Origin of the sequence: Psychrobacter luti (genome assembly GCF_014192115.1) — a bacterium.
Lineage (GTDB): Bacteria > Pseudomonadota > Gammaproteobacteria > Pseudomonadales > Moraxellaceae > Psychrobacter > Psychrobacter luti.
The window spans coordinates 81,865-104,437 of sequence record NZ_JACHXL010000004.1 but is presented as its reverse complement, the minus strand read 5'-3'; the positions used below and the strand labels follow the sequence as shown (position 1 = coordinate 104,437).

Here is a 22,573-nt window from a genome sequence, read left to right as displayed (position 1 = left end):
GAAATAAGCGCGATTATGTCCAGTGTTCCTTCATCAATGCCATCAAGCAGCAACCGTCATTATCAAGATCGCTCGATTACTGAGGGTTTGGTGCTGCCGCTTGCTGGTCACTGTTTTCATTGCGGTGATCCTGTGCCGCAGCCGCCGTTTCATGCTGAAATATTAGGTCAGTCACGTGAGATGTGCTGTATGGGCTGCCAGTTGGCCGCGCAAAGTATTGTCGAAGCGGGACTTGAACAATATTACCTTGACCGCTCAGAGATTAACCGTACGGCAAGTTTGCCCACCCAGCTGACTCGCCTCGAAGCTTATGATCACGACGAGATAAAGGCACAGTTTGTCTATGCACAAGATGGCATGTCGGTAGCCGAACTGTCGGTCAATAATCTGCGCTGTGCTGCTTGTACTTGGCTGATTGAGTCGCGCTTACATGAGTTAGATGGCATCAGTCAATGTCAGGTGAATTTAACCAATCAGCGTATGCGGGTGATTTGGAACGAAGATAAGCTACCGATTAGTCGTATTCTTGCGGTTATCAACGAAATCGGCTACGAAGCCAAGCCTTATCGGCAAGATACGCACGAAGCCATGCTGGCACGTCATAACAGTCAGATGCTGTTGCGTCTAGGTATCGCTGCGCTCGGCTCGATGCAAGCGATGATGTATGCGGTCGCGATGTATTTTGGTGAATATAGCGACATGCTGATCTTCCAACGTGACTTTCTACGTTGGGTATCGTTGTTTGTGAGTACTCCGGTATTCTTTTATGCGGGCGTGCCGTTTTTTACTTCAGCTTGGTCAGCGATTCGTGCCCGTCAAGTTAATATGGATGTGCCCGTTAGTATTGCCTTAGTGGTGACGTTCTTTGCCAGTCTCTACGCCACTATTACTGGGCAAGGAGAGACATACTATGATTCGGTCAGTATGTTTATTTTCTTCTTATTGGCCGGGCGCTATATTGAGCATAATGCGCGCTTAAAAGCAGCCACCATGGCCAATGATTTGGTGGTAGTCGAGCCTGTCTTGGTAGAAAAAATTGCTGAAGATAAAAACGCAGCTGCGAGTATCTTGCAGCTTCTAGAGCATAATGCGCTTAATGAAACCCCTGATGATAATGACACTGAACAAGTTGCTAACCCAAATAACGATTTAGCGACTAATGACACAAGCGCTGTCGCAAAATCGATGCCCAACTTTATGCAAAGTATGGATGCCAATATCCAGCAGTTGACCTTGCGTATCGCTCAAGACTGGCAGCAGTCAACTCATACGCCCGCCAATCTCTCAAAAACCGAACATACGCCAAACAATAAGCAAAAAGACAAACAGATGGTAACCGCGCACAGTTTGCAAGTGGGTGACATCATTATGGTAGAGGCCGGTTCTGAGATTATTAGTGATGGTGTCTTGCTCAGCCCAACCGCCACGGTTTCTCAAAGCCTACTGACAGGCGAGGGCGATTTAATCATCAAAACCCAAGGCGATTATATCGTTGGCGGCGCACAAAACGACAGCCAACCGTTTGAGATGTTGGTCACAGCTTTACCAGAAGACAGCCAAATCGGGTTGATTGATAGGCTGATGAACCGGGCCATGAGTGAAAAGCCGAAAATTGCCCAGCAAGCAGATAAGCTGGCACGTTGGTTTGTGGCGCGGATTTTAGTATTGTCTGCTTTAGTATTTATCGGTTGGTATATCGTCGATCCAAGCCAAGCGATTTGGGCAACGGTGGCGGTATTGGTCGCGACTTGTCCTTGTGCGCTGTCTTTAGCGACACCAATTGCGCTTACTGTATCGACCAATCGACTAGCAAGTTATGGATTTTTAACCACGCGTGGACATACGCTGCAAACCCTTGCTGAGATTACCCATGTGGCGTTTGATAAGACCGGCACGCTGACTTATGGTAAGCCCAATTTATTAAATATCGAGTTAATAACTGCCAATGATGTGGTAACAGGCATAAACGATACTAGTGATAAAAAAGACAAGATATTAGCCATTGCAGCCGCGCTCGAAGTAGGTAGTCGCCATCCGATTGCTCACGCTCTGCTTACTGCTGCTTATCAATTGCACCTGCCAGCCACGCAAGCACTGCAGCATTATCCGGCAGGCGGAGTTGAAGCGATGATTGATGGGGTGTTATATCGCATTGGTCACGTAGACTTTGCCTTGGATAAAACAAATAACGATGCAAACGCCAATAATAATTTAACCATTGATTTGGTTGCTCATCGTGCCAGCTCGGCAGTAGTATTGTCTTGTCAAAATAGTCAGTCAAATGCATGGAAAGTGCTGGCATGTTTTTACTTTAACGATAAGGTGCGTGATAGTGCCCCGTCTATGCTTAAGACTCTTAAAGAGCTCGGTATTGAGCCTGTAATGCTCACTGGCGACCCAAGCCCGCAAGCCTTGGTAATGGCTGAGGACTTAGGCATGAAAGCTGCCCATAACGGTTTATCACCAACTGATAAAGTCAACCATATTCAAGCGCTGCAAGCAAAAGGCGCAGTCGTGTTAATGGTCGGCGATGGTATTAATGATGCGCCAGTATTGGCAGCAGCCGATGTTTCAACCTCGATTGCAGGCGCGGCAGACTTAGCGCAAGTATCGAGTGACAGTATCATATTGAACGGTCAAATTGAAGCCATCACTGCGGCGAAACGTATCGCTGATAAGACCAAACGTATTATTAAGCAAAACTTGCGCTGGGCGCTTATTTATAACAGTAGTGTCTTGATACCGGCGGCTTTGGGTTATGTACCACCTTGGCTTGCTGCCATTGGCATGTCATTAAGCTCATTGTTTGTGGTATTAAATGCGCTGCGTCTAAAGCGTGCTTAATGTAAACCAGCTTAAAACCATTTAAATAAACCTTTAAAACTTACCCATAAAAAAACCGCCTTTATAAAAGACGGTTTTTTAATTTAAATGACTACTAAATAGTGTTTAGATTAGTCTTGTAGGTAGCTTAGCAGACGCATAAATTCGATATACATCCATACCAGTGTTGCAAGGATACCGATACTAAACAACCATTCATAGTCTTCAGATACGCCCATCGCCACACCGCGATCGATATTATCAAAGTCTAACAACAGGGTAAAAGAGGCGATAATAATCACGAATAAACTAAAACCGATAGCGATAGCACCACCTTCAAACAAGAAAGGTAGGCTCGAGCCGAATGCTAAAGACAGTACCCACTGCGCCACATAAACCAGCATAATAGCAATCAATGCTGAGGTGACGATGGAGCGGAATTTTTCAGTCACTTTAACCAAACCTGAGCGATATAGACCTAACATCACGGCTGCTGTGACGAAGGTCGCACACATCGCAGTGACTGGCACGCTTGGGTACATGCGCATAAAGAACAGCGAGATACCGCCTAAAAAGATACCTTCTAATAAAGCATAAGGCACCGCAAAAGTCTTGGCTTTTTGTGGTTTAAAAGTGATAAAAATCGCAAGACCAAAAGCGGCAAACATACTACCAAAAGCTGCCATGGTGATAAAACCTTGTGAGAGGCCTGCCATTAACGCATAAAAGAAAAATCCAACACCAGTAATGGCCGATAGCCCAAGCAATAGACTGGTTTTTTGAATCACGCCCTTGACCGTCATTGGCGCGCCGCCAATAGCAAGCTCTGCGCGACTGACAATAGGATTGGCCATAAAAATGTCCTTAATAAAATATAAATAATTTAGATGTTAGCTACTTTAGCAAAACCGCTATTATTGTCAACTGTGTTTGCGTGACAGCATACAAGGCTCTCAGCGACTATGGAGCCGGTGATTCGCCAATGTATGTAGAAATAGGTTGCGATAGTGAGTAGCTAAAAAAGTACGCCTAAAAGTGGCATATGATAGAAGATATATGGGGGCGATTACGACAGTTAACAACGATAATTGATAAACATGCTAGTCTAAGCGCTGTTTTCTCGCTATCATTGCCCTGTACTTTACCGTTAAGCCGAGTCGTTTTATGGAAAACTCAGCGCAGTCCGCCCGATTGCCGCATTTACATGAGTCAGAGCTGTTCCACGCTATCAAAAATCCTGCTTTCAGGCGTATCGGTCTGATGGGCCGCGCGGGAAAACGTAGCGTTACCCAAAGTTTAGGACAGATTGCCCAAACCATCAATGATATGAATTTAACATTGATTATGGATGTACAAACGGCCAATTTACCAACGTTAAACCTTACCGAGATTGAGCGCGTCAAAATCGTCAAGCGTAGTTTAATTGGCGAGATTTGTGACTTGGTCATTGTCGTCGGTGGTGATGGCTCGATATTACATGCTGCTGAAGCACTGGCACGCTACCGTGTCCCTGTATTAGGGGTTAACCGTGGTCGCCTTGGTTTTTTAGCCGATGTGAAGCCTGATGAAGCCGCTTTTAAATTACGCCAAGTATTGATGGGTGATTATCAATTAGATCATAGATTTTTGCTCACCATGGAGATTCGTGAAGGTCGCAAGATTATTCATGAAGACATGGCGCTCAATGATGTGGTACTGCATGCGGGTAAATCTGTACACATGATCGATTTTCAGATGAAAATTGATGGCCATGATGTTTATCGTCAGCATAGTGATGGTCTTATTGTTGCAACGCCAACGGGTTCAACGGCTTATGCACTCTCTGGCGGTGGACCTATCATTCATCCGAGTATGGATGCGATTTGTTTGGTGCCGATGCACCCACACACCTTGTCTAGTCGCCCGATTGTGGTGAGTGGGACGAGTGAAATTTGTATTCGTATTCATGAAGACAATCGGACTCAGCCGATGGTCAGTGCCGATGGCAAGCCCAGCATACCACTCGACCAAGAGCAGCGTCTGTATATTCGCAAGCATCCTGATAAGCTTACCTTGTTACATCCACCTGGGTTTGATTTCTATGAAGCGTGCCGTACCAAGTTGCACTGGAACGTCCATGCCGAAGAATTCAGTATGGATGTTGATGATGATATTATAGAAGAATAAGCGCATCGATTATAAAAATCTTGTTCGATAAGGTCTTTTATATAAAATATAGTAGTGGAGAGTAGGTACGATGGACAAACAAACGATATTAGCAAGTGTCACGCCAGAAGTGGTCGATCAATTCCGTCTAGCGATTGAGATAGGTAAATGGCCCGATGGTCGTAAACTTACACCTGAGCAGCGCGAAACTTGTATGCAAGCAGTGATGGTTTGGGAGCATGAGCATCTTCCGCCAGCCGAGCGTACCGGTTATATCCATAAACCTGTAAAAGAAGATGGCTCTATTGTGGGCGCTGAATGTGATGTCGAACACGAGCATCATTATCCCAATATGCCCAATCCTAAAGGTGCAGTGCAGCCAGTTAAATTCCGCGATAAATAGGTTGATGGATAAATTTTATAATAAAAATTCATGCACATAAAAAAGCCACGCTATCATCATAGCGTGGCTTTTTTATGTATCAATATTGCATTACTACATAGCTACATCACTATAGCGCGCTGGTATCAACACTTGGACGCGGCGTTAATGGATTTTTTTCCATCAAAAACCCTTGCCAGCCCCAATGTAAAAAGTTGCGAATATTGGCATGGTCTGTACCCTTAGGGGTCGCTTGAACCTTGGCATAATGCTCACCGAACAGCTTTAGCGTGTCTAATTGATTTAAACCATGGTGCTTGGCAAAGCCAAAAATCTTGGCGCTGCCTTCGTTTTCGCCAGCCGCGTTATGCTGCATGCCATTCACAAAAGGCGCGGGCGCATAGCGATAAAAATCATCAATAAAGCTGATGACATCATTGAATCCAATGGCTTTTTTATTCAAACCATTAAGTAGAGCCGATACATCTGATTGGCGGATACTCATAAATACATGACCTCAGAGCAGATTAGAAAGCAAAAATAGGGTGCTTAATTTATGCCCAATAATTATTGATAGTTAGATAGTAAGCGAACCATTTAGCGATTGAAATAGTCTTCATCATCGAATGAAGGCGCAAAGCTACCTTGTTCAAGATGTTGCATTTGCGACTGTACCGTACGCTCATGCTGGATACGCTGATAAATCTCTTCACGGTGTACGGCAATATCTTTAGGTGCATTCACACCGATACGTACTTGATTGCCTTTGACACCTAGGACAGTCACACTGACCTCGTCGCCGATCATTAGCGTTTCGCCCACGCGGCGTGTCAAAATTAACATGCGTCACACTCCTTATGTCGCATCAACAGATTATTACTCATCAGATTGCGTCTCAATTACAGGACATCACCGCAGCACTAAATAGACAAGGTATTTATCATAAAAACAATGCCTAAGGTGGTGCCAATAGCGGTAATGATAGGTAGATTCATTTAGCCCAAATGAAAGCCCCATTATAGGGGGCATAACAGATACTGTCACGGGTTTTCACAAAACTATTAGGTATATACTTACCTTAGCAATAGTAATAAAAGAAAATAGAGCCTCATAAGACTCTATTTAATGAATAATTTGCTAAAAGTACTCAATCGCTATTTGCTTAATATGTATGAAACCAGCTTTGGTTTTTATTAAAGTGCTAGTGCTCATAATGTATAAACGCTAGCCATTAAATATTATAAACCAGCAATTTTGCTGTCACCGTCTTCACGGTCAAGCCCAAAAGCAGTGTGCAATGATTTGACCGCTTTTTCTAGATACTGTTCTTGGATAAGAACAGATACCTTGATTTCACTGGTCGATATCATTTGAATATTGATGTTATTTTCGGCTAAGGTTTGGAACATAAGGCTTGCAACACCAGCGTGCGAACGCATGCCAACACCAACTAATGACACTTTGACCACTTCATCATTGGCCAATATCTCTTTGGCACCAATCTCATCTTTGACTTCGTTTTCTAGCACTTTCATGGTTTTATCCATGTCAGTACGGTTGACGGTAAAGGTGAAGTCTGTAGTGCCATTAGTCGATAGGTTTTGTACGATCATATCGATTTCGATATTGGCGCGACCGATAGGGCTTAAGATAGCAGAGGCGATACCAGGGTGATCAGGCACGCCGCGTACGACGATTTTTGCTTCATCGCGATTAAAAGCGATACCTGAGATGATTGCCTGTTCCATGTTGTCTCCTTCGTCTATCGTAATTAGGGTGCCGACATTGTCTTGAAAATCTTGGTCGAAGCTACCATCGTTGTTTTCATCAAAGCTAGATAATACGCGTAGTGGCACGCCATATTTGCCAGCGAACTCTACTGAGCGAATCTGTAAAATCTTAGAACCAAGACTTGCCATCTCAAGCATTTCTTCAAAAGTGATTTTTTCAAGTTTTTTGGCTTTTGAGGTAACACGTGGGTCAGTGGTATAAACGCCATCGACATCGGTATAGATTTGGCATTCATCAGCGCCCAATGCTGCAGCAATCGCTACACCAGTAGTATCAGAACCGCCGCGACCTAATGTGGTTGCATTGCCTTCTTCATCGATACCTTGGAAGCCTGCGACGATAACGACGTTACCGGCATCTAGTTGCTCACGGATGTTTTTGTCATCGATGCTCTCGATACGCGCTTTATTATGGGCGTTATCGGTTTTAATCGCGACTTGTCGACCAGTAAACGAGCGTGCGCCAATACCCAGCTCTTTAATCGCCATGGCAAGTAAAGAGATAGAGACCTGCTCGCCGGTTGAGACCATTTGGTCGTATTCACGTGGGTCAGGCTGGCTGCTGATTTGGCGAGCCAAGTCGATAAGACGGTTGGTTTCGCCGCTCATGGCAGACACCACGACAATCACTTGATGACCGTTATCATGCCAGCGCTTGACTCGTTTGGCGACATTTTTGATGCGGTCGATACTGCCCATCGAGGTGCCGCCGTATTTTTGTACTATTAACGCCATAAAAATCTACCTATTATTCACCAATGGCCATCTGTTACTTATCGACATCAATCCATCATGGCGCTGTTTGCAACGACAGTGCTAGATTCATTTTAATAACGATAAAGCCGGATTATGAAAACTGCGCCCTTTGTTTTACTTTTTAATGGTTTACTATCTTCTTATGCTGATAGACTTTATATGCCTAAATTGCTCTTAGCCTCATGTTTTTATCAAACAGGCAGGTTTTATTGAGCGTTGACCTTTATATCATATTCGAGCCGGAACTTTAAGGGCTAGAAGACATTAGATGCATGGCGATTGGTTATAACACTTATAACCAATCGCGTATCTTATCTCTGATTTATTACAATGTTATTCAGCTTAAGGTATTAGCCAAGCTGGTCTGCAATCCAAGCAGGTAGGGCATTGATAACCGCGCTAGTATTGGCAGCTTTTGGTGCGCCGCCTTGAGCATAGTCAGGTTTACCGCCACCTTTACCACCAAGCTCACCTGCTAAATGACGAATGATATCACCAGCTTTTACTTTCGCAGTCACAGACTTTGCCACACTGGCAGCTAGTGCTAACTGCTCATCTTTATCACCAATCAATACAATAATGCTATCAGGCAGTTTTGATTTGATATCGTCCATCAACGTACGGATAGATTTGCCATCGATACCGCTTAATGTGCTGATAAGTACTGGCGTACCGGCGATGGTTTGCACCTCATCCAGCAAGTTAGCGGCTTGGGCGCTGGCAATTTTTTGCTCTAAACGTTCTAGCTGCTTCTCTAAATCACGCTGCTTATCCGCCATGGTACGCACGCGCTGTGCAACCTCTGGACGTTTGACTTTTAGCTGGCTGGCAAGCTCGCTGAGCTGTTGCTCACTTTGCTGCATGTTTTTAATCGCATTCATGCCAGTAACGGCTTCAATGCGGCGAATACCCGCAGCAATACCTGATTCGCTGGTGATTTTCAACACACCAATATCACCAGTACGCTGCACGTGTAAACCGCCGCATAGCTCAATAGAGAAAGGCTTACGCTGACCATCAACGATACTGTCGGTACCCATGGTAAGGACACGAACGTCATTACCATATTTTTCACCGAACAATGCCATCGCACCTTGTTTCATAGCTTCGTCGATAGACATGTTTTGGATACGGGCAGGCGTATTGGCTTGGATTTGCTCATTGACCAAGCGCTCGATACGCATAATTTCAGCGGCACTAACCGGTTTGTCATAGGAGAAGTCAAAACGCAAAACGTCGCTTGATACTAGCGAGCCTTTTTGCGTAACCTCATCACCCAATACTTCTCTTAATGCAGCATGTAAGAGATGCGTGGCAGAGTGATTTTTGGCACTGGCAGCACGGATGCTCGATAATACTTGCGCATCTGCTGTTTGCTGAGCGTTAATCTCGCCCATGGTGACCACGCCATAATGGATAATAGCTTGACCAGATTTTTTGGTGTCTTGCACTTCAAAAACACCGGTCGTAGTGCGGATTTCACCTAACTCACCAACTTGACCACCGCCTTCCGCATAAAATGGCGTACGGTCTAGCACAACTACACCTTCCATACCCTCAGCTAAGCTCTCGATTGGATTGCCGTCTTGATAAAGGGCATGAATAATCACGCCATCTTCTTCAAGCTGCTCATAACCGATAAAGGTAGTTGGATTTTCTACTTGAATAACACTACTATAATCGACGTCAAATTTGCCTGCATCACGCGCACGTTCACGCTGTGCTTGCATATGCTCATCGAACTCAGCTTCATCAATCACAATACCGCGCTCACGGGTGATATCAGCGGTCAAGTCAACAGGGAAGCCGTAAGTATCATAAAGCTTAAATGCTGCTTCGCCAGAGAGGGTGTCGCCATCTTGCAAGTCTTCAAGTTCACTAGCTAGTAAACGCAAACCTTGCGCTAGAGTTTTAGCGAACTGTGCTTCTTCTTTTTGAATGGCGTTTTCGATGACGCTTTGTTTGTCCTTTAGCTCAGGGTAAGCAGTGCCCATCTCAGCGACAAGCGGCGCGACCATTTTATAAAAGAAATCGCTATCTGCACCAAGTTTATTACCATGACGTACTGCACGGCGAATAACGCGGCGCAGTACATAACCGCGACCTTCATTACTTGGAGTAACACCATCAGCAATCAAAAATGCAACCGCACGGATATGGTCGGCGATCACTTTTAATGACGACTGTTGTTGATTTTCAATACCTAAAATCTCAGCCGCCGCATCCATTAGATGGACAAATAAATCTATCTCATAGTTACCATGTACGCCTTGCATAATGGCGCTGATACGCTCAAGACCCATGCCGGTATCGACACTTGGGGCTGGTAGCGGCAGCATAGTACCGTCTTTTTGACGGTTAAACTGCATAAAGACACAGTTCCAAATCTCAATATAGCGGTCGCCATCTTCTTCTGGCGTACCCGGCAGACCACCTTCGATATGAGCGCCATGGTCATAAAATACTTCGGTACAAGGACCACAAGGACCGGTATCGCCCATCGTCCAAAAGTTATCTGAGGCATAAGGTGCGCCCTTATTATCACCGATACGGATAATACGATCGCTAGGGATACCAATGTCTTTATGCCAAATATCAAAGGCTTCGTCATCAGTCTCATAAATGGTCACATACAAGCGGTCTTTATCAATCGCTAGCCATTCATCAGAGGTCAGAAACTCCCAGATATAGCCAATACCTGCTTGCTTAAAGTAATCACCAAAAGAGAAATTACCTAGCATTTCAAAAAACGTATGATGACGCGCCGTATAACCGACATTGTCCAAATCGTTGTGTTTACCACCAGCACGTACACACTTTTGCGAGGTTACTGCACGCGTATAGTCACGTGGCTCCATGCCCAAAAACGTTTCTTTAAATTGATTCATACCGGCATTGGTAAATAGCAATGTCGGGTCATTATGCGGAATCAAACTCGATGAGGCAACGGGGGTATGCTGTTTGCTTATGAAAAAATCGATAAAAGCTTGACGAATATCGGCTGAGCGAAATGGCTGGCTCACAGCGGCTCCTTACTGACGGATGTATTGAGTAGAATAAGTAAAATAATTTTGCAAGCGATTTTAGCACAAACGTGCCACGGGTGTTGAAGATTCATAAGCAAAGACCGGGTAAGTACCGCTTAAGTTCCATTGTTAAGCAGGTGCTTGCATTTAATATCTGCTCTTATTAAATCGCTTTATTTCAAATAAGTATTTTAGAATTTATACAAAGGTTATCGTTACTGGATTAAACGACTAAGATAAATTAATCAGTTAAATAAATAGCTAGTTAAATACATCAGTTGGTTAAAATAGTGACATCGGTTTTATCGAGCTTATCTTGAATGAGTGGATGCGACTCAATCACCTGTACAGGCATATAGCGCAGCTGCAAGCGAATCGGTAGATAGTTTGGAAAATTATCGGCAATATCTTGGCTGATAATCGCTTCGATTTGACGGACATCGTAGGAGCTCGGCGTTGTCTCGCCGCGAATCACCGCGCGCACGACTTGGTTGGTGTCGCTTTTATCAAACTGCGTATTGGTCAGTACATTGCCTTTATCACTAAAGTAGCTATTAATCGTCTCTTTGACGCTGCTTTCAAACACTTGCTGTTTGGCATTGGTTTGTAGATTAATGGTCAAATAGGTTCCTAAACCACCCAATAACAACAACGTCACCGCATTACGCTGCAAAAAAGTCAGATAGGTGTTGGATTTGTAATCGTCTTTAACCAAACGGCGAAAGCCCAAAACCCATAATACCAGCGCATTGGTAAATTGAATGGCAATGATATTGGTAACAGCCAGCAAGAGTGCGCCAAACCCAAGTTGAAGCTCACCATTGGCAAATAAAATGCCACTAGCAGCAAGGGGCGGTACTAATGCAGTGGCGACGGCGACACCAACCACTGCCACCGACAGATGCGGTGAAACCATGGCATAAGCACCAGCCGTACCACCAGCAAGGGCGATCATCAAATCCATCGAAGTCGGCTGCGTGCGTGACAATATCTCTGCCGTTAGCGGTTGGTCTTTGTGCAGCCAGCCAACGACAAAACCCACCAATACCACCAAAGAGATACCAAGAAACACGGTAACAAGTGACTTACGTAACAGCGGCATACGATGGTCGATAATCGCCAATGCCACCCCAGTGATAGGACCCAGCATCATAGCGACTAGCATCGCACCAATGACCACGGCGGCTGAGTTGGTGACGAGTCCATAGCTTGCGATAATAGCCGAGAGGATATTCATGATGAAATACATTTTACTTGGCAGCGCATTGGCCTCAATCCTAACGCGCACTTCTGGATAGTCTACTTTTTTATTACTAAATTGCTCGGCGACAAACTGCTTATAAGATTCAAGTTTGGCTTCCTTTTTCTCTTTTACCTCTTCGCCTTCTTCTTCATTGCCTTCATTGCTAACGTCATCTTCTTCTAAAACATTAACAGCGATTTGCTTACTGTTTTGCTCTTTATTAATTGGCGGCTCATTTTTGTTGATGTTTTTCTCATCGTTCATTGTTTGAGGCTTAGCGGCAGGAATAGTAGCTTGTTCCTGATTGAGAGCTTCTTTTTCGTCTGGTTTTTCGTTGTTTAAGCTTTCTTCATCCTTAAGATTATTAGCTTGTGTGTCGTTTGATTGCTGTTGATTAGAATCCGTTTTATCAGCTTCTACAGTCACTTCTGCATCTGAGTCGCCTTGAAAAAAATCTTCCTCAGTGCTTAGAAAATCCGACTCTGTATGATCATTCACGGCTTGAGATTCTGTGTCAGGGGTTTCTAACGAAGCAACCACCACATCAGGTGCCACGGTCTCCATCTTTATCTTTACTTCTGGTTCAGCAATGTCATCATCAATGTTATTGGCGATTTGAGGGTCAAAATCGTCTTGGGATTCATCGATAGGAAGTGAGCCGTTAGTAGTGTCAGTATTAGATGAGGTCATAGAAGCAAGCTTAGCTAATGAGTAAGGATGGAATAATGCAAACTAGCAAATGCAAGTGGCAGAGTGCATATAAGAATACAGGAAACCCACTATTGTAATGATAAATGCATCATAGTATATAAATTTTTTGCCCCTCAGAGATCAGAAATTTAGATAAGTTGAGCAGATAAAAACAGCCTATGATAGTGCTTTCGTCCTTATTAAAAATGCTTAGTACAAATCAATAATTATAATATGGCTTTTAATATGAATCACTTGCTATAAATGGGCTGCGGGTCTATAAGAAAACACTTACTTTTTGTGTGGATTTAGTGTATAAAGTAGTTATACCCACACAATAAATGAGGAATATATCATGAACTGGCCACTCTTCTCTGTCATCTATTCGATAGCCGCAACTGTTACCATCGGTATATTCATGATCGGCGCTTTGGTTACGGGTTTTAATCAAATTCCGCATATCCAAATGGCGGTAGCAGCAGGTTTCCTTGTGTCTATTCCTGCCGCACTCATCTTTACCAAAAAAGTCGGTAGCATTACTGGTAAAGAAGATGGCTATCAAGCGTAATTTTTCAAAAGCTATCAATTTCAAAAAGCTATCAATAATAAGAATAAATGATGCTTAGTTTTTGACTGTATGTTTTATCGTGTATAAAGTAGAAAACAGCCCTTAATAAAGAGGCTGTTTTTTTATGGGCTTATCATTTATATTAAGAATTTACATTGATTTAAACAAAAAAGACCTTGATACGTGTTCAAGGTCTTTTTTATTCTATTGCATTAATTGCTAATTATTTTAGCTCAACGGTTGCGCCATTTTCGATATTGGCATAAACCTCTAGCACATCCCAGTTAGTCAGACGTACACAGCCTGCTGAGGCTTGACGGCTAATACCTTCAGGCTTTGGTGAGCCATGAATACCATATGAGGGTTTAGATAAGCCCATCCATACGACACCGACAGGGCTATTTGGGCCTGGTGGTAGCATATGGATTTTTTTATCTGCGCCCTTACCAACGGTTGCTTTATACCAAGGCATTTTTACCTTGTTAATGATTTTAAACGAACCTTGCGGTGATGGTGTGGCGTCACTACCAATCGTAGTTGGGTAAGTGGCAACCAATTTATCATCGTTATAAGCATATAACGTCTTATCAGCTTTATTGGCAACCACACGGTTGATGCGCTGTTTAAGCGGGGCGCGGGTATTCAATACAGTGATGGTTTCGCCCGCTTTATATTGCTTGTTTTTATTCAGCTTATCTAAATAGCGCACATCCATATGGAATCGCTCACCAAACATCTCTTTGATGTCCTGATAGTATAAGCCTTTCATTTTTGACTTGGCTTCTGAGTCTGCAGGCATGGTAGCAAAGTTAGTATTCACATCATCTTCAGTGATGGTATAAGTTACTAGCACAGGCTTATTAGCTGGAATGTTCTTATTTAAAGCATCCCATGTTTTTTGATCCATTTTGCCCGTTGCTGGCAAGCCTTTCATAGTCTGGAAGTTAATGAGGGCTTTTTTACTGTTCATGCCCCAACCGCCATCGATAGCACCAGGAGAAGCGTGGTTCCAATCCAATAGCGCCTGCATTTTGATGGTCATTGCGGAGTTGACTTTCATATTCGGTGTCCATGTGGCACCGTTTACTTGTTTGGCATAATTAGATAAATTCAGTGTGGTATGCTTTTTACCATCGATATCTTCGATGCTCTTAATAGCAGGGTCATTTGCGCTATCAGCGGTCGATGCAGTTGGGGCAGCCACGACCTGACCTTCACTGATATCATCAGTGCTATCAGATTGCACATCTTTAAGAGACAGCTCTTCTACGGTCATATTATCAGCGCTGACAGCTGCTGAATTGGCTTCAGCTTCTTGCTTTGAGTCAATCAGCTGAGTCATACGGTCAACTGGCTTGGCTTTATTCGCTTGATTGACAGTTGGCTGCACAGTAGTACGAGCATCAATTGAGCTGCTACGGCTTTCTTGCACATCCAAGCTCACTTTCTTAGCGATACTAGGCATTGAGTCAGCTTTGCGTACCGGTAAGGTGCGTGTAGTGTCCGCAGGTGCAGCAACAGCGCTGACACTGGCACTAACGATAGCAATTGAGATAGCGGTAATAAGAGGTTTCATTTTCATCATATTGGGATACTTATGGTTATAACTAATGGGGCTATTATGCGCATAATTTGGATGCTTCGCAAACTTTTGACACATCTTTTTTCGTTTAGTGCTTGCTAAACGTCAACTGTTGACGTATTCACTACAGTTGGGAAATAATTTAGTCATGCTACATATAGGCTTGCCGTTAGTTATTACTAAAATGGCTAATTTTTTACTCAATATTCAAATGTTATCGCAATGCTTAATTTGGTTTTTCTAAACCCCTAAACTTGCTTAATCTAATTATATTCGTAGGTAAGCAGGTATATAGGTAAATTTTTTGCCGTAAAAACTCAGTCAGTAAAACACACAGTTATTGGCGCATCATGGCGTTTGCGTCTATAATGGGTGACGAGTTTTTATTTAATAAATCAGCTGCTAATTGAAAGCGATTTAACCCATCCGCATGTAGTTAGTGAGCATGTAAATCAGTAAGGTGCGATATGTCAGAAGACCAAACCATGAGCGCAGAAGAGTTTCAAAATCAGTACTTTGATGATGAGTCGCAAGGCTTAAATGATGAGTTGGAATACGATTTAGAGACAGGTCTGCTCGGTGAGCACGATGAGTTTGCCAACCTGCATGCAGAGCTTGAAGAGGCGCGTGAGCAACTGGTTACTATTCGTGATTTTATTCGTTTTTCAGTGACTCAATTACGCAACTATGATGTGGTAGTCGCTCAAGGCACCACCGATGAGTTCGCTGAAGCCTCTGCTATTGTGTTGCATTCATTATCTTTAGATTGGGCGGCCAACGAGCAGATTTTGGATTGTCGTTTGACCACTTCAGAGAAGCAATTGGTTCTAAGCTTGTTAGAAGAGCGTATCGCTGAGCGTAAGCCTTTAAGTTATTTGATTAATTTATCTTATTTCTGTGATTTACCTTTTTATGTCGATGAACGGGTTTTGATTCCGCGCTCGCCAATCGCTGAGCTGATTCGTCAGCAGTTCCATCCGTATTTTGAAGTGAGCGAGCTGGCAAAACCAATAGGCGTAAGTGTCAATAATCAAGCGCCGGCTTTTTATGATCATGGTTTAGAGATTAAACAGCTATCACAGCCCGAGCGGATTTTAGATTTATGTACCGGTTCTGGTTGTATTGCAATTGCACTGGCGACTCGTTTTGTCGATGCACTGGTTGATGCTGTAGATATTGATAAAGGTGCACTAGAAGTCGCGATGGTCAACGTCGATCATCATGACCTAGGTCATCAAGTGAATGTAATTGAATCTGACTTATTTGCTAAGATTCCTGCTGAGCATCAATACGAGTTGATTGTCACCAATCCTCCGTATGTCGATGCCGCTATCATGGCAGATTTGCCGCCAGAGTTTTTGTATGAACCTGAGCATGCGCTAGCTGCTGGTCAAGATGGTTTGGACTTAGTGCATCGGATTCTTTTTGAAGCGCCAGATTATCTAAGTCCTGAAGGTCTGCTGGTTTGTGAAGTGGGCGATAGTGAGTGGGCATTAAAACAGGCTTATCCTGAGATTCAGTTTGATTGGCTAAGGTTTGCTCATGGCGGTCATGGTATCTTTGCCATTACTTATGATGAGCTGATGAGCTATCGTGCACTATTCGCCAACTATGTACAAATATTGGATAGCAATCAATAAATCAAGATTAACACTATAATCAAAAAAATCAAAAATCGACTTCATTTGTTTAAGGATAACTATGGCAGGCAACAGTATTGGACAGGTCTTTACCGTCACCACCTGCGGTGAATCGCATGGTGCAGGTTTGTTGGCAATCGTCGATGGCGTGCCACCAGGTTTAGCCTTATCCGAAGCCGATTTACAAGTAGATTTGGATCGCCGCAAGCCTGGCACTTCTAAGTACTCGACCCAGCGCCGTGAGTCTGATGAAGTCGAAATTATCTCTGGTGTTTTTGAAGGTAAAACGACCGGCACATCTATCGGTCTGCTGATTCGCAATACTAACCAAAAATCTAAAGATTATAGCGAAATTAAAGACACCTTTCGCCCGGGTCATGCCGACTATACCTATAGTATGAAATACGGCTTTCGCGATTATCGCGGCGGCGGTCGTTCATCAGCGCGTGAAACGGCTATGCGTGTGGCAGCAGGTGCTATCGCTAAGAAATACTTGCATGAGCGCTTAGGCGTGCAAGTACGCGGCCATGTTACTCAAATTGGCTCGGAATACAGTCAAGTGCTAGACCCAAGTCAAATTGATTGGGATTTTGTTAATAGCAACCCATTCTTTTGTGCTGATAAAGATGCGGTGAGCCGCTTTGAAACCTTGATAGATAGCTTGCGCCGTGAAGGAACGAGCTGCGGAGCGCGTTTGGAGATTATCGCCAGTGGTGTGCCTGTCGGATTGGGTGAGCCGGTATTTGACCGCTTAGATGCGGATATTGCCCATGCCATGATGAGTATCAATGCTGTCAAAGGCGTTGAAGTAGGTGATGGTATGGCGGTAGCTGGACAGTTTGGTCATAGCTCACGTGATGAGATGACACCGGATGGTTTTACGGCCAATCATGCAGGTGGTATCTTGGGCGGTATCTCGTCAGGACAAGATATCCGTGTCAGTATTGCTCTTAAACCAACCTCTAGTATTACGACGGTTGGCAAGAGTATCAATACAGATGGGGACGCGATTGAGATGCTAACCAAAGGTCGCCATGACCCTTGTGTCGGTGTACGTGCAACACCTATCGCCGAAGCTATGTTAGCGATTGTTTTGCTGGATCATTATCTGCGTCATCGTGGTCAAAACGCGGATATTAAGCAACCAGTCCAATCGATTACTTAATGTCCTTATGTCTTTGCAATATGAGTAGGGTTGACCCTTGAGATTACTTTAAACCTTTACAGTTGGCATAGTAACTGACCGTTGCTGGCCAATCTGAGAAGATGCCTTTAACTCCAACTTCTTGCGCCAATACATCAATTACGTTCATGATGTCACCATCGTTGTTAATGGCGTCGCTAAGCCCACTATAATACCAGTCACCACCATTTTTTAATGGCCCTGAGCGTTCGAGCGACCACGTGAGAATATCGAGGCCATTGACTTTGGCTTGCAGGGCATATGCCGACGGTAGCAGCTTGCCATTACTATCGCTGGTGACCAATAGCCAAGTTGCGGGGGCAATGATATTAACGCCGCGCGCTTTCAGCTCAGCCAATGAATGCTTCCACGTCGATGGATCATTTTTATCAAATATTTTACCCGCCGCGCTCTCGTTGCTATCATCGATGAGGTAGACGGCATTGGTGGCATAGTTCGGTTCGTTATTAATCCAATAGTCAATATCTGCAAGATTGAACGACTGCGGGTATACATCGCTGGCGGGCACGCCTGCAACTTTATAAGTGGCAATTAGCTGTTGACGATAAGCATCTAAACTATATCCATTAAATGGCATAGTAACCACGGGTTCTTTGAGCTCAGGTGTATGCTTCATGCCCAAGCTACTGGCAAGTGCTATATGCTCTTTTAATGTCAATACCTCACCATTTTGCGAATACAAATCGGTTCGCCATGGTGCAGTCGCATTCATGTAGGCGCTAATACTGGTTGCTTTTGGATTAACGGCGTCCATTTTTCCCGTTAGGCTTTTAAAACCCCTGACGCTAATATCTGAGGTTCGACATTCGATATCAGCGGCATTGGTGAGAGCTCCATTAATATCTATGATGGGCGGTACACTACATTGATTCGCTAATGGCGTGGCGACAATATTGGTCGTGGTATGCAAATCGTTTTGGGCATGGCGACATATCAGCTCACCATCATTGGTAAAGGCCACATCACACTCTAATATGCCTGCACCCATCTGTGCTGAAGCCATATAACTGTCATAAGTATGCTCAGGAAACTGTAGAGGCGCGCCGCGATGGGCGATAGAGAAGTTTGTCTTACTGGGCGTTTGACCCTTACATGCCAATAATTCATCTTTTAGTGGGCTCTCATCCATATCGTTGACCAGATAAAATGGTCGAACGCCATAAGTAAAAGCTTGCGACTGTATAGGTTCAGTCGTTGGTGGTAGAGTAGGTGATATGACCGCCGATGAACCGTCATCTTCATTACAGCCTATTAATAAGAAAGTGCTGATAATAGCTAAAGGTAGAGTAAGACCTCGGCGTCTATCCAATACTGCATTTTGCAGTTGAGCCCGCTCATCCGCTGAACTTTTTGAAATTGTCATGTAAACTGTCCTCATAAATGTGCATAAATCATCATTATCAATTTTACGGTTACTGACCCAGTACCTAAACTAACGTGTTATGTTTAAGGAATGATGACAATCAAAGCAATTTTATAATTAAAGTAATTTTATAATATGAATCCTGTTTAAATTTTTGACTCTCATTAAGGATAGTTAATGAATAAGTATTTAGATGTCGTTATCGTTGAACATAATCCATCACAAAAAAAGATAGATAGAGCCGTGATTTGGCTGCATGGTTTGGGCGCGAGTGGTCATGACTTTGAGCCAGTAGTGCCACAGCTTGGCTTAGCGGATGGAATGGCAGTACGTTTTATCTTTCCGCATGCACCCAACCGCCCAGTGACGGTCAATGGCGGTATGGTCATGCCCGCATGGTATGACATCTTGGAGATGAGCCTTGAGCGCAAAGTTGATATTGCGCAGATTGAAGAGTCCTCACAGCAAATCCATGACTTGATTGCTCGTGAAATCGAGCGCGGTGTGAAACCTGCGCATATTGTGATTGCAGGATTTTCGCAGGGCGGGGCAGTGGCGTATCATGTGGCACTGAGCTATCCACAGCGCTTAGCAGGATTGATGGCACTGTCTACGTATCTAGCGACCAATGACAATATTGACTATAATGAGGCTAATAAAGACATGCCGATATTGATAGAGCATGGCACGCACGATCCAGTCGTTCCAGCGATTTTAGGCGAGCAAGCAAAACGGTTATTATCAGAAGAAGGATACAATGTCGCTTATCATACCTATCCGATGGCGCACCAAGTTTGCATGCCGCAGATTCAAAATATCGGTAAATGGATGAATAAAGTTTTGGCATAGCACTTTAAGCTGTAACTTAATGTAATACGGACTACTTATAGGTTGAAACTCTTTAGTTAAGTACTATATAATAGTCAGTCTTATTGGGGATGTTCTGGCTTCGACGCTGGTGATGAAACTCAATGATGCATGTCGAGAGTATATGTCCTCTCGTTAATCAAACATATATTGTTATAGTCGCAAACGACGAAAATTACGCTCTAGCAGCTTAAACCCTGTTTACTTGGTTGCTGATCATCTACAGTTGGTCAACTAAGTTGAAGCGTCCGCATGTAGAAGCGCCACAAGTGATTGTCTCAATTGCTTGGGTTTAAAAGTAGAGAATCGTCCTATCCATCCTGACTGTCGGATCGGTGCGGACTAAAACCAAAGACAGAAACTAAACATGTAGATTCATGAGCGTAATGCTGGCGGACGCGGGTTCAACTCCCGCCATCTCCACCAAACAACGATAAAGGGCTGACTGTCATAGACGGTTAGCCCTTTATTTTGGGCGTTTTTCAAGTGTTTAGGGTTATAGCGTCCTATATAGAATGTTGGTATTAGAGTTTATACACATGCTCAATACCAACAAAGGATAGCCAAATGCTCTTAACTCATACCGTTATCAATAAGCTACAGCCCAGTAGCACCTCAATTTATACAAAGCGACCTGACAAGCACAGCGATGGTAACGGACTGCAATTATGGGTGCGTTATACGGGCGTTAAGTCATGGATCAGCGCCTATCGCTGGCAACGTAAATAGCAATTACCTAAGCTACTAAAAGATATTAATGCTTAGCACCGCAAGCATTGGCAATCTCAGGGCGGATCAAAGAAATAATCTTTTCGGATCAGTATGTATTCTTTAACGCTTGAACCGGAAAAATTGCTAGAACGTTAATCCTCTTACGCTCTCAAAGCTTGCTAGCAAGTTAATTAATAAGCTAATAAAAAACATCTCGATAACGGGTTGGATTGTAGTGCTATACATAAGATTTATGGTTATAAGGGTAAGAAATTGTTCTCTTAACTAGAATTAGGAGTTCTCTTTACGTCAGTTTACCGAACGCAATATGCTATATACAATACGTGAACATTAGCAGACATAAAAACATATTATTAAAGTATAAGATTGAAATCTGAAATTAACGGTTAGAAATAAAGGTTGAGACATGAATAATAGACTATCAGGGAGTGATTTAACGAGAGCTATGCTAGAGCGCGGTGATGAGCAAGTGTGGTGTGCTGTGAGTCATAAGAGTGCTGAGCATGCTATGGAGGCTATTATCAATGTCAGCAGTGATTTCATAATGCATATTGTGGCATTTGAGGACGGTCATTTTCTTTGCAAAGAGGGTAGTACATGGAAATACGCGATACCAATTAAGAAGGCCGAAATTACTCAGGAAGAAGTTAAATTATAAAAAATCTCTAATTTAACTAATTGCTGTTGTCTTAAGAAACATTAGTTTTCTATTGTAGTGTGGTTAATTAATAATTAGACTATAAATTATATTCATTATTATGAATAAAGATATATACTATGGATTAAAAAATAGTATTAGGCACGTCTACTGTACCGTTTTGATTAAGAAATATAAAATCACAAATGCGAAAGTCTCAGAGATGGTCAAGGTATAGCTTTTATATACCCACTTGTTTGGCTTAATAATCGTAAGATATGATTAGGAGCTATAGGTATGGATGCAGCAATTACAGGAAGTGAACTAACTCGTGTAATGTTGGAAGAGGGTCATCAAGAGGTGTGGTGTGCGGTAGATGATAGTTGCGATCAGGATGCTATGGCCTATTTGGACAATAATGATTTTACAGCCCGTATAGTGTCTTTTAGTGATGGTGTGTTTTATTGTACAGCTGGCATGGCTTGGTCGTGTGCAGTACCAATTAAGATAGTAGCGATAACACAGGCCGAAGCAGGATTTTGATTCTCAGAACTATACGTGTTATGAAAGCATAGGTCATATATCACATTGTAAATGAATAATCTAATTAGGTGTTTTAAAATAGTAATAATAAAGAATGATTGTTGATATCATTAATATTTTAAAACTTTTAATATCAATGATTTGTGATTAATAGTTATTTTCTGCTATCTTCACCAAATATTAAGAATCTGATCAATTAATGTGGTCGGATTTTTTTTGGCTTAAATTTATGACTAAGTTTAGAATGTGAAATTCTAATTAGAATGATGATTCACCTATCTCATGGGTTTGCAAAGACAAGAAAAGTACTATTTTCTTAAAATATTTTTTATGAGAATGGATAAGGGAGTTAAGAATAAAAAACCCTAGGATAAGAAAAAGGCTTCCAATTGCTTGGAAGCCTTTTAATATAATGGTACCCGGAGCCGGAACGATAGTACGGACTTAAGTATTTGATATATATAGATAAATATTTAATAAAATAATTCAGTACACTTGTGAGTATACTTAAGACTTGGTTTTCAATTTTATAATTTAATAGTAACTAAATATTATTGTTTGAACGGGTTTTGGTATAACTCA

At 43.0% G+C, this 22,573-nt stretch carries 17 protein-coding genes, 1 other RNA gene and 1 pseudogene; 11 read left to right on the top strand and 8 right to left on the bottom strand.

All coding sequences use genetic code 11. From position 1 onward, the window contains the following. The first annotated feature begins 15 nt into the window (after positions 1-15). Complete coding sequence (locus tag FHS24_RS09515) at positions 16-2,844, top strand: heavy metal translocating P-type ATPase (RefSeq protein ID WP_183620916.1); 2,829 nt, start codon at positions 16-18, stop codon at positions 2,842-2,844. 110 nt (positions 2,845-2,954) lie between these two features. On the opposite strand, the gene FHS24_RS09510 is transcribed toward FHS24_RS09515, so the two are convergent. Further along, entirely contained in the window at positions 2,955-3,677 is a 723-nt protein-coding gene (locus FHS24_RS09510) for a Bax inhibitor-1/YccA family protein (RefSeq protein ID WP_183620915.1), read from the bottom strand. A 310-nt stretch (positions 3,678-3,987) separates the two neighbouring features. Between FHS24_RS09510 and FHS24_RS09505 the strand changes: the two genes are divergently transcribed. Both FHS24_RS09505 and FHS24_RS09500 read left to right on the top strand, forming a co-directional pair. Beyond that, complete coding sequence (locus FHS24_RS09505; RefSeq protein ID WP_183620914.1) at positions 3,988-4,989, top strand: NAD(+) kinase; 1,002 nt, start codon at positions 3,988-3,990, stop codon at positions 4,987-4,989. A gap of 70 nt (positions 4,990-5,059) precedes the next feature. Further along, positions 5,060-5,371 (top strand): YeaC family protein, encoded by a 312-nt coding sequence (locus tag FHS24_RS09500; RefSeq protein ID WP_183620913.1) that lies wholly within the window; start codon positions 5,060-5,062, stop codon positions 5,369-5,371. A 109-nt stretch (positions 5,372-5,480) separates the two neighbouring features. Here FHS24_RS09500 and FHS24_RS09495 read toward each other — a convergent pair whose 3' ends face one another. The 5 genes and pseudogenes from FHS24_RS09495 to FHS24_RS09475 all read right to left on the bottom strand — a co-directional run bounded on the left by FHS24_RS09495 (position 5,481) and on the right by FHS24_RS09475 (position 12,855). Continuing rightward, positions 5,481-5,855 (bottom strand): HopJ type III effector protein, encoded by a 375-nt coding sequence (locus FHS24_RS09495; RefSeq protein ID WP_149489785.1) that lies wholly within the window; start codon positions 5,853-5,855, stop codon positions 5,481-5,483. A 170-nt stretch (positions 5,856-6,025) separates the two neighbouring features. Further along, positions 6,026-6,193 (bottom strand): annotated as a pseudogene (gene csrA / locus FHS24_RS09490) (carbon storage regulator CsrA); the annotation flags it as partial. 395 nt (positions 6,194-6,588) lie between these two features. Continuing rightward, positions 6,589-7,875 (bottom strand): aspartate kinase, encoded by a 1,287-nt coding sequence (locus FHS24_RS09485; RefSeq protein WP_183620912.1) that lies wholly within the window; start codon positions 7,873-7,875, stop codon positions 6,589-6,591. A 371-nt stretch (positions 7,876-8,246) separates the two neighbouring features. Then, complete coding sequence (alaS, locus tag FHS24_RS09480; RefSeq protein WP_183620911.1) at positions 8,247-10,919, bottom strand: alanine--tRNA ligase; 2,673 nt, start codon at positions 10,917-10,919, stop codon at positions 8,247-8,249. Between the two features lie 277 nt (positions 10,920-11,196). Beyond that, positions 11,197-12,855, bottom strand: a complete 1,659-nt coding sequence (locus FHS24_RS09475) for a DUF389 domain-containing protein (RefSeq protein WP_227671781.1) — start codon at positions 12,853-12,855, stop codon at positions 11,197-11,199. Between the two features lie 355 nt (positions 12,856-13,210). Here FHS24_RS09475 and FHS24_RS09470 point away from each other — a divergent pair, with 355 nt between their 5' ends. Continuing rightward, entirely contained in the window at positions 13,211-13,423 is a 213-nt protein-coding gene (locus FHS24_RS09470) for a hypothetical protein (protein WP_183620910.1), read from the top strand. A 223-nt stretch (positions 13,424-13,646) separates the two neighbouring features. On the opposite strand, the gene FHS24_RS09465 is transcribed toward FHS24_RS09470, so the two are convergent. After that, entirely contained in the window at positions 13,647-15,083 is a 1,437-nt protein-coding gene (locus FHS24_RS09465) for a L,D-transpeptidase family protein (RefSeq protein ID WP_183620909.1), read from the bottom strand. 389 nt (positions 15,084-15,472) lie between these two features. Here FHS24_RS09465 and prmB point away from each other — a divergent pair, with 389 nt between their 5' ends. Both prmB and aroC read left to right on the top strand, forming a co-directional pair. Beyond that, positions 15,473-16,645 (top strand): 50S ribosomal protein L3 N(5)-glutamine methyltransferase, encoded by a 1,173-nt coding sequence (prmB, locus tag FHS24_RS09460; protein ID WP_183620908.1) that lies wholly within the window; start codon positions 15,473-15,475, stop codon positions 16,643-16,645. A gap of 61 nt (positions 16,646-16,706) precedes the next feature. Further along, positions 16,707-17,810 carry a chorismate synthase gene (gene aroC, locus FHS24_RS09455; protein WP_183620907.1) on the top strand — a complete coding sequence of 368 codons (1,104 nt, stop codon included), beginning with the start codon at positions 16,707-16,709 and terminating at the stop codon, positions 17,808-17,810. A 43-nt stretch (positions 17,811-17,853) separates the two neighbouring features. Here aroC and FHS24_RS09450 read toward each other — a convergent pair whose 3' ends face one another. Beyond that, positions 17,854-19,212, bottom strand: coding sequence for a glycerophosphodiester phosphodiesterase family protein (locus FHS24_RS09450; RefSeq protein WP_183620906.1), 1,359 nt, complete (start codon positions 19,210-19,212; stop codon positions 17,854-17,856). Positions 19,213-19,389: 177 nt separating this feature from the next. Here FHS24_RS09450 and FHS24_RS09445 point away from each other — a divergent pair, with 177 nt between their 5' ends. The 5 genes from FHS24_RS09445 (at position 19,390) to FHS24_RS09425 (ending at position 21,991) form a co-directional block, all read left to right on the top strand. Then, positions 19,390-20,061 carry an alpha/beta hydrolase gene (locus FHS24_RS09445; protein WP_183620905.1) on the top strand — a complete coding sequence of 224 codons (672 nt, stop codon included), beginning with the start codon at positions 19,390-19,392 and terminating at the stop codon, positions 20,059-20,061. Between the two features lie 85 nt (positions 20,062-20,146). Then, positions 20,147-20,505, top strand: a transfer-messenger RNA (tmRNA) gene (gene ssrA / locus FHS24_RS09440). 141 nt (positions 20,506-20,646) lie between these two features. Next, the gene (locus FHS24_RS09435; protein ID WP_183620904.1) at positions 20,647-20,808 is read left to right on the top strand and encodes an Arm DNA-binding domain-containing protein; all 162 of its coding nucleotides are present in this window, start codon (positions 20,647-20,649) and stop codon (positions 20,806-20,808) included. Between the two features lie 409 nt (positions 20,809-21,217). Then, positions 21,218-21,469, top strand: coding sequence for a hypothetical protein (locus tag FHS24_RS09430; RefSeq protein WP_183620903.1), 252 nt, complete (start codon positions 21,218-21,220; stop codon positions 21,467-21,469). A 276-nt stretch (positions 21,470-21,745) separates the two neighbouring features. Then, the gene (locus tag FHS24_RS09425) at positions 21,746-21,991 is read left to right on the top strand and encodes a hypothetical protein (protein WP_183620902.1); all 246 of its coding nucleotides are present in this window, start codon (positions 21,746-21,748) and stop codon (positions 21,989-21,991) included. The last annotated feature ends 582 nt before the right edge of the window (positions 21,992-22,573 follow it).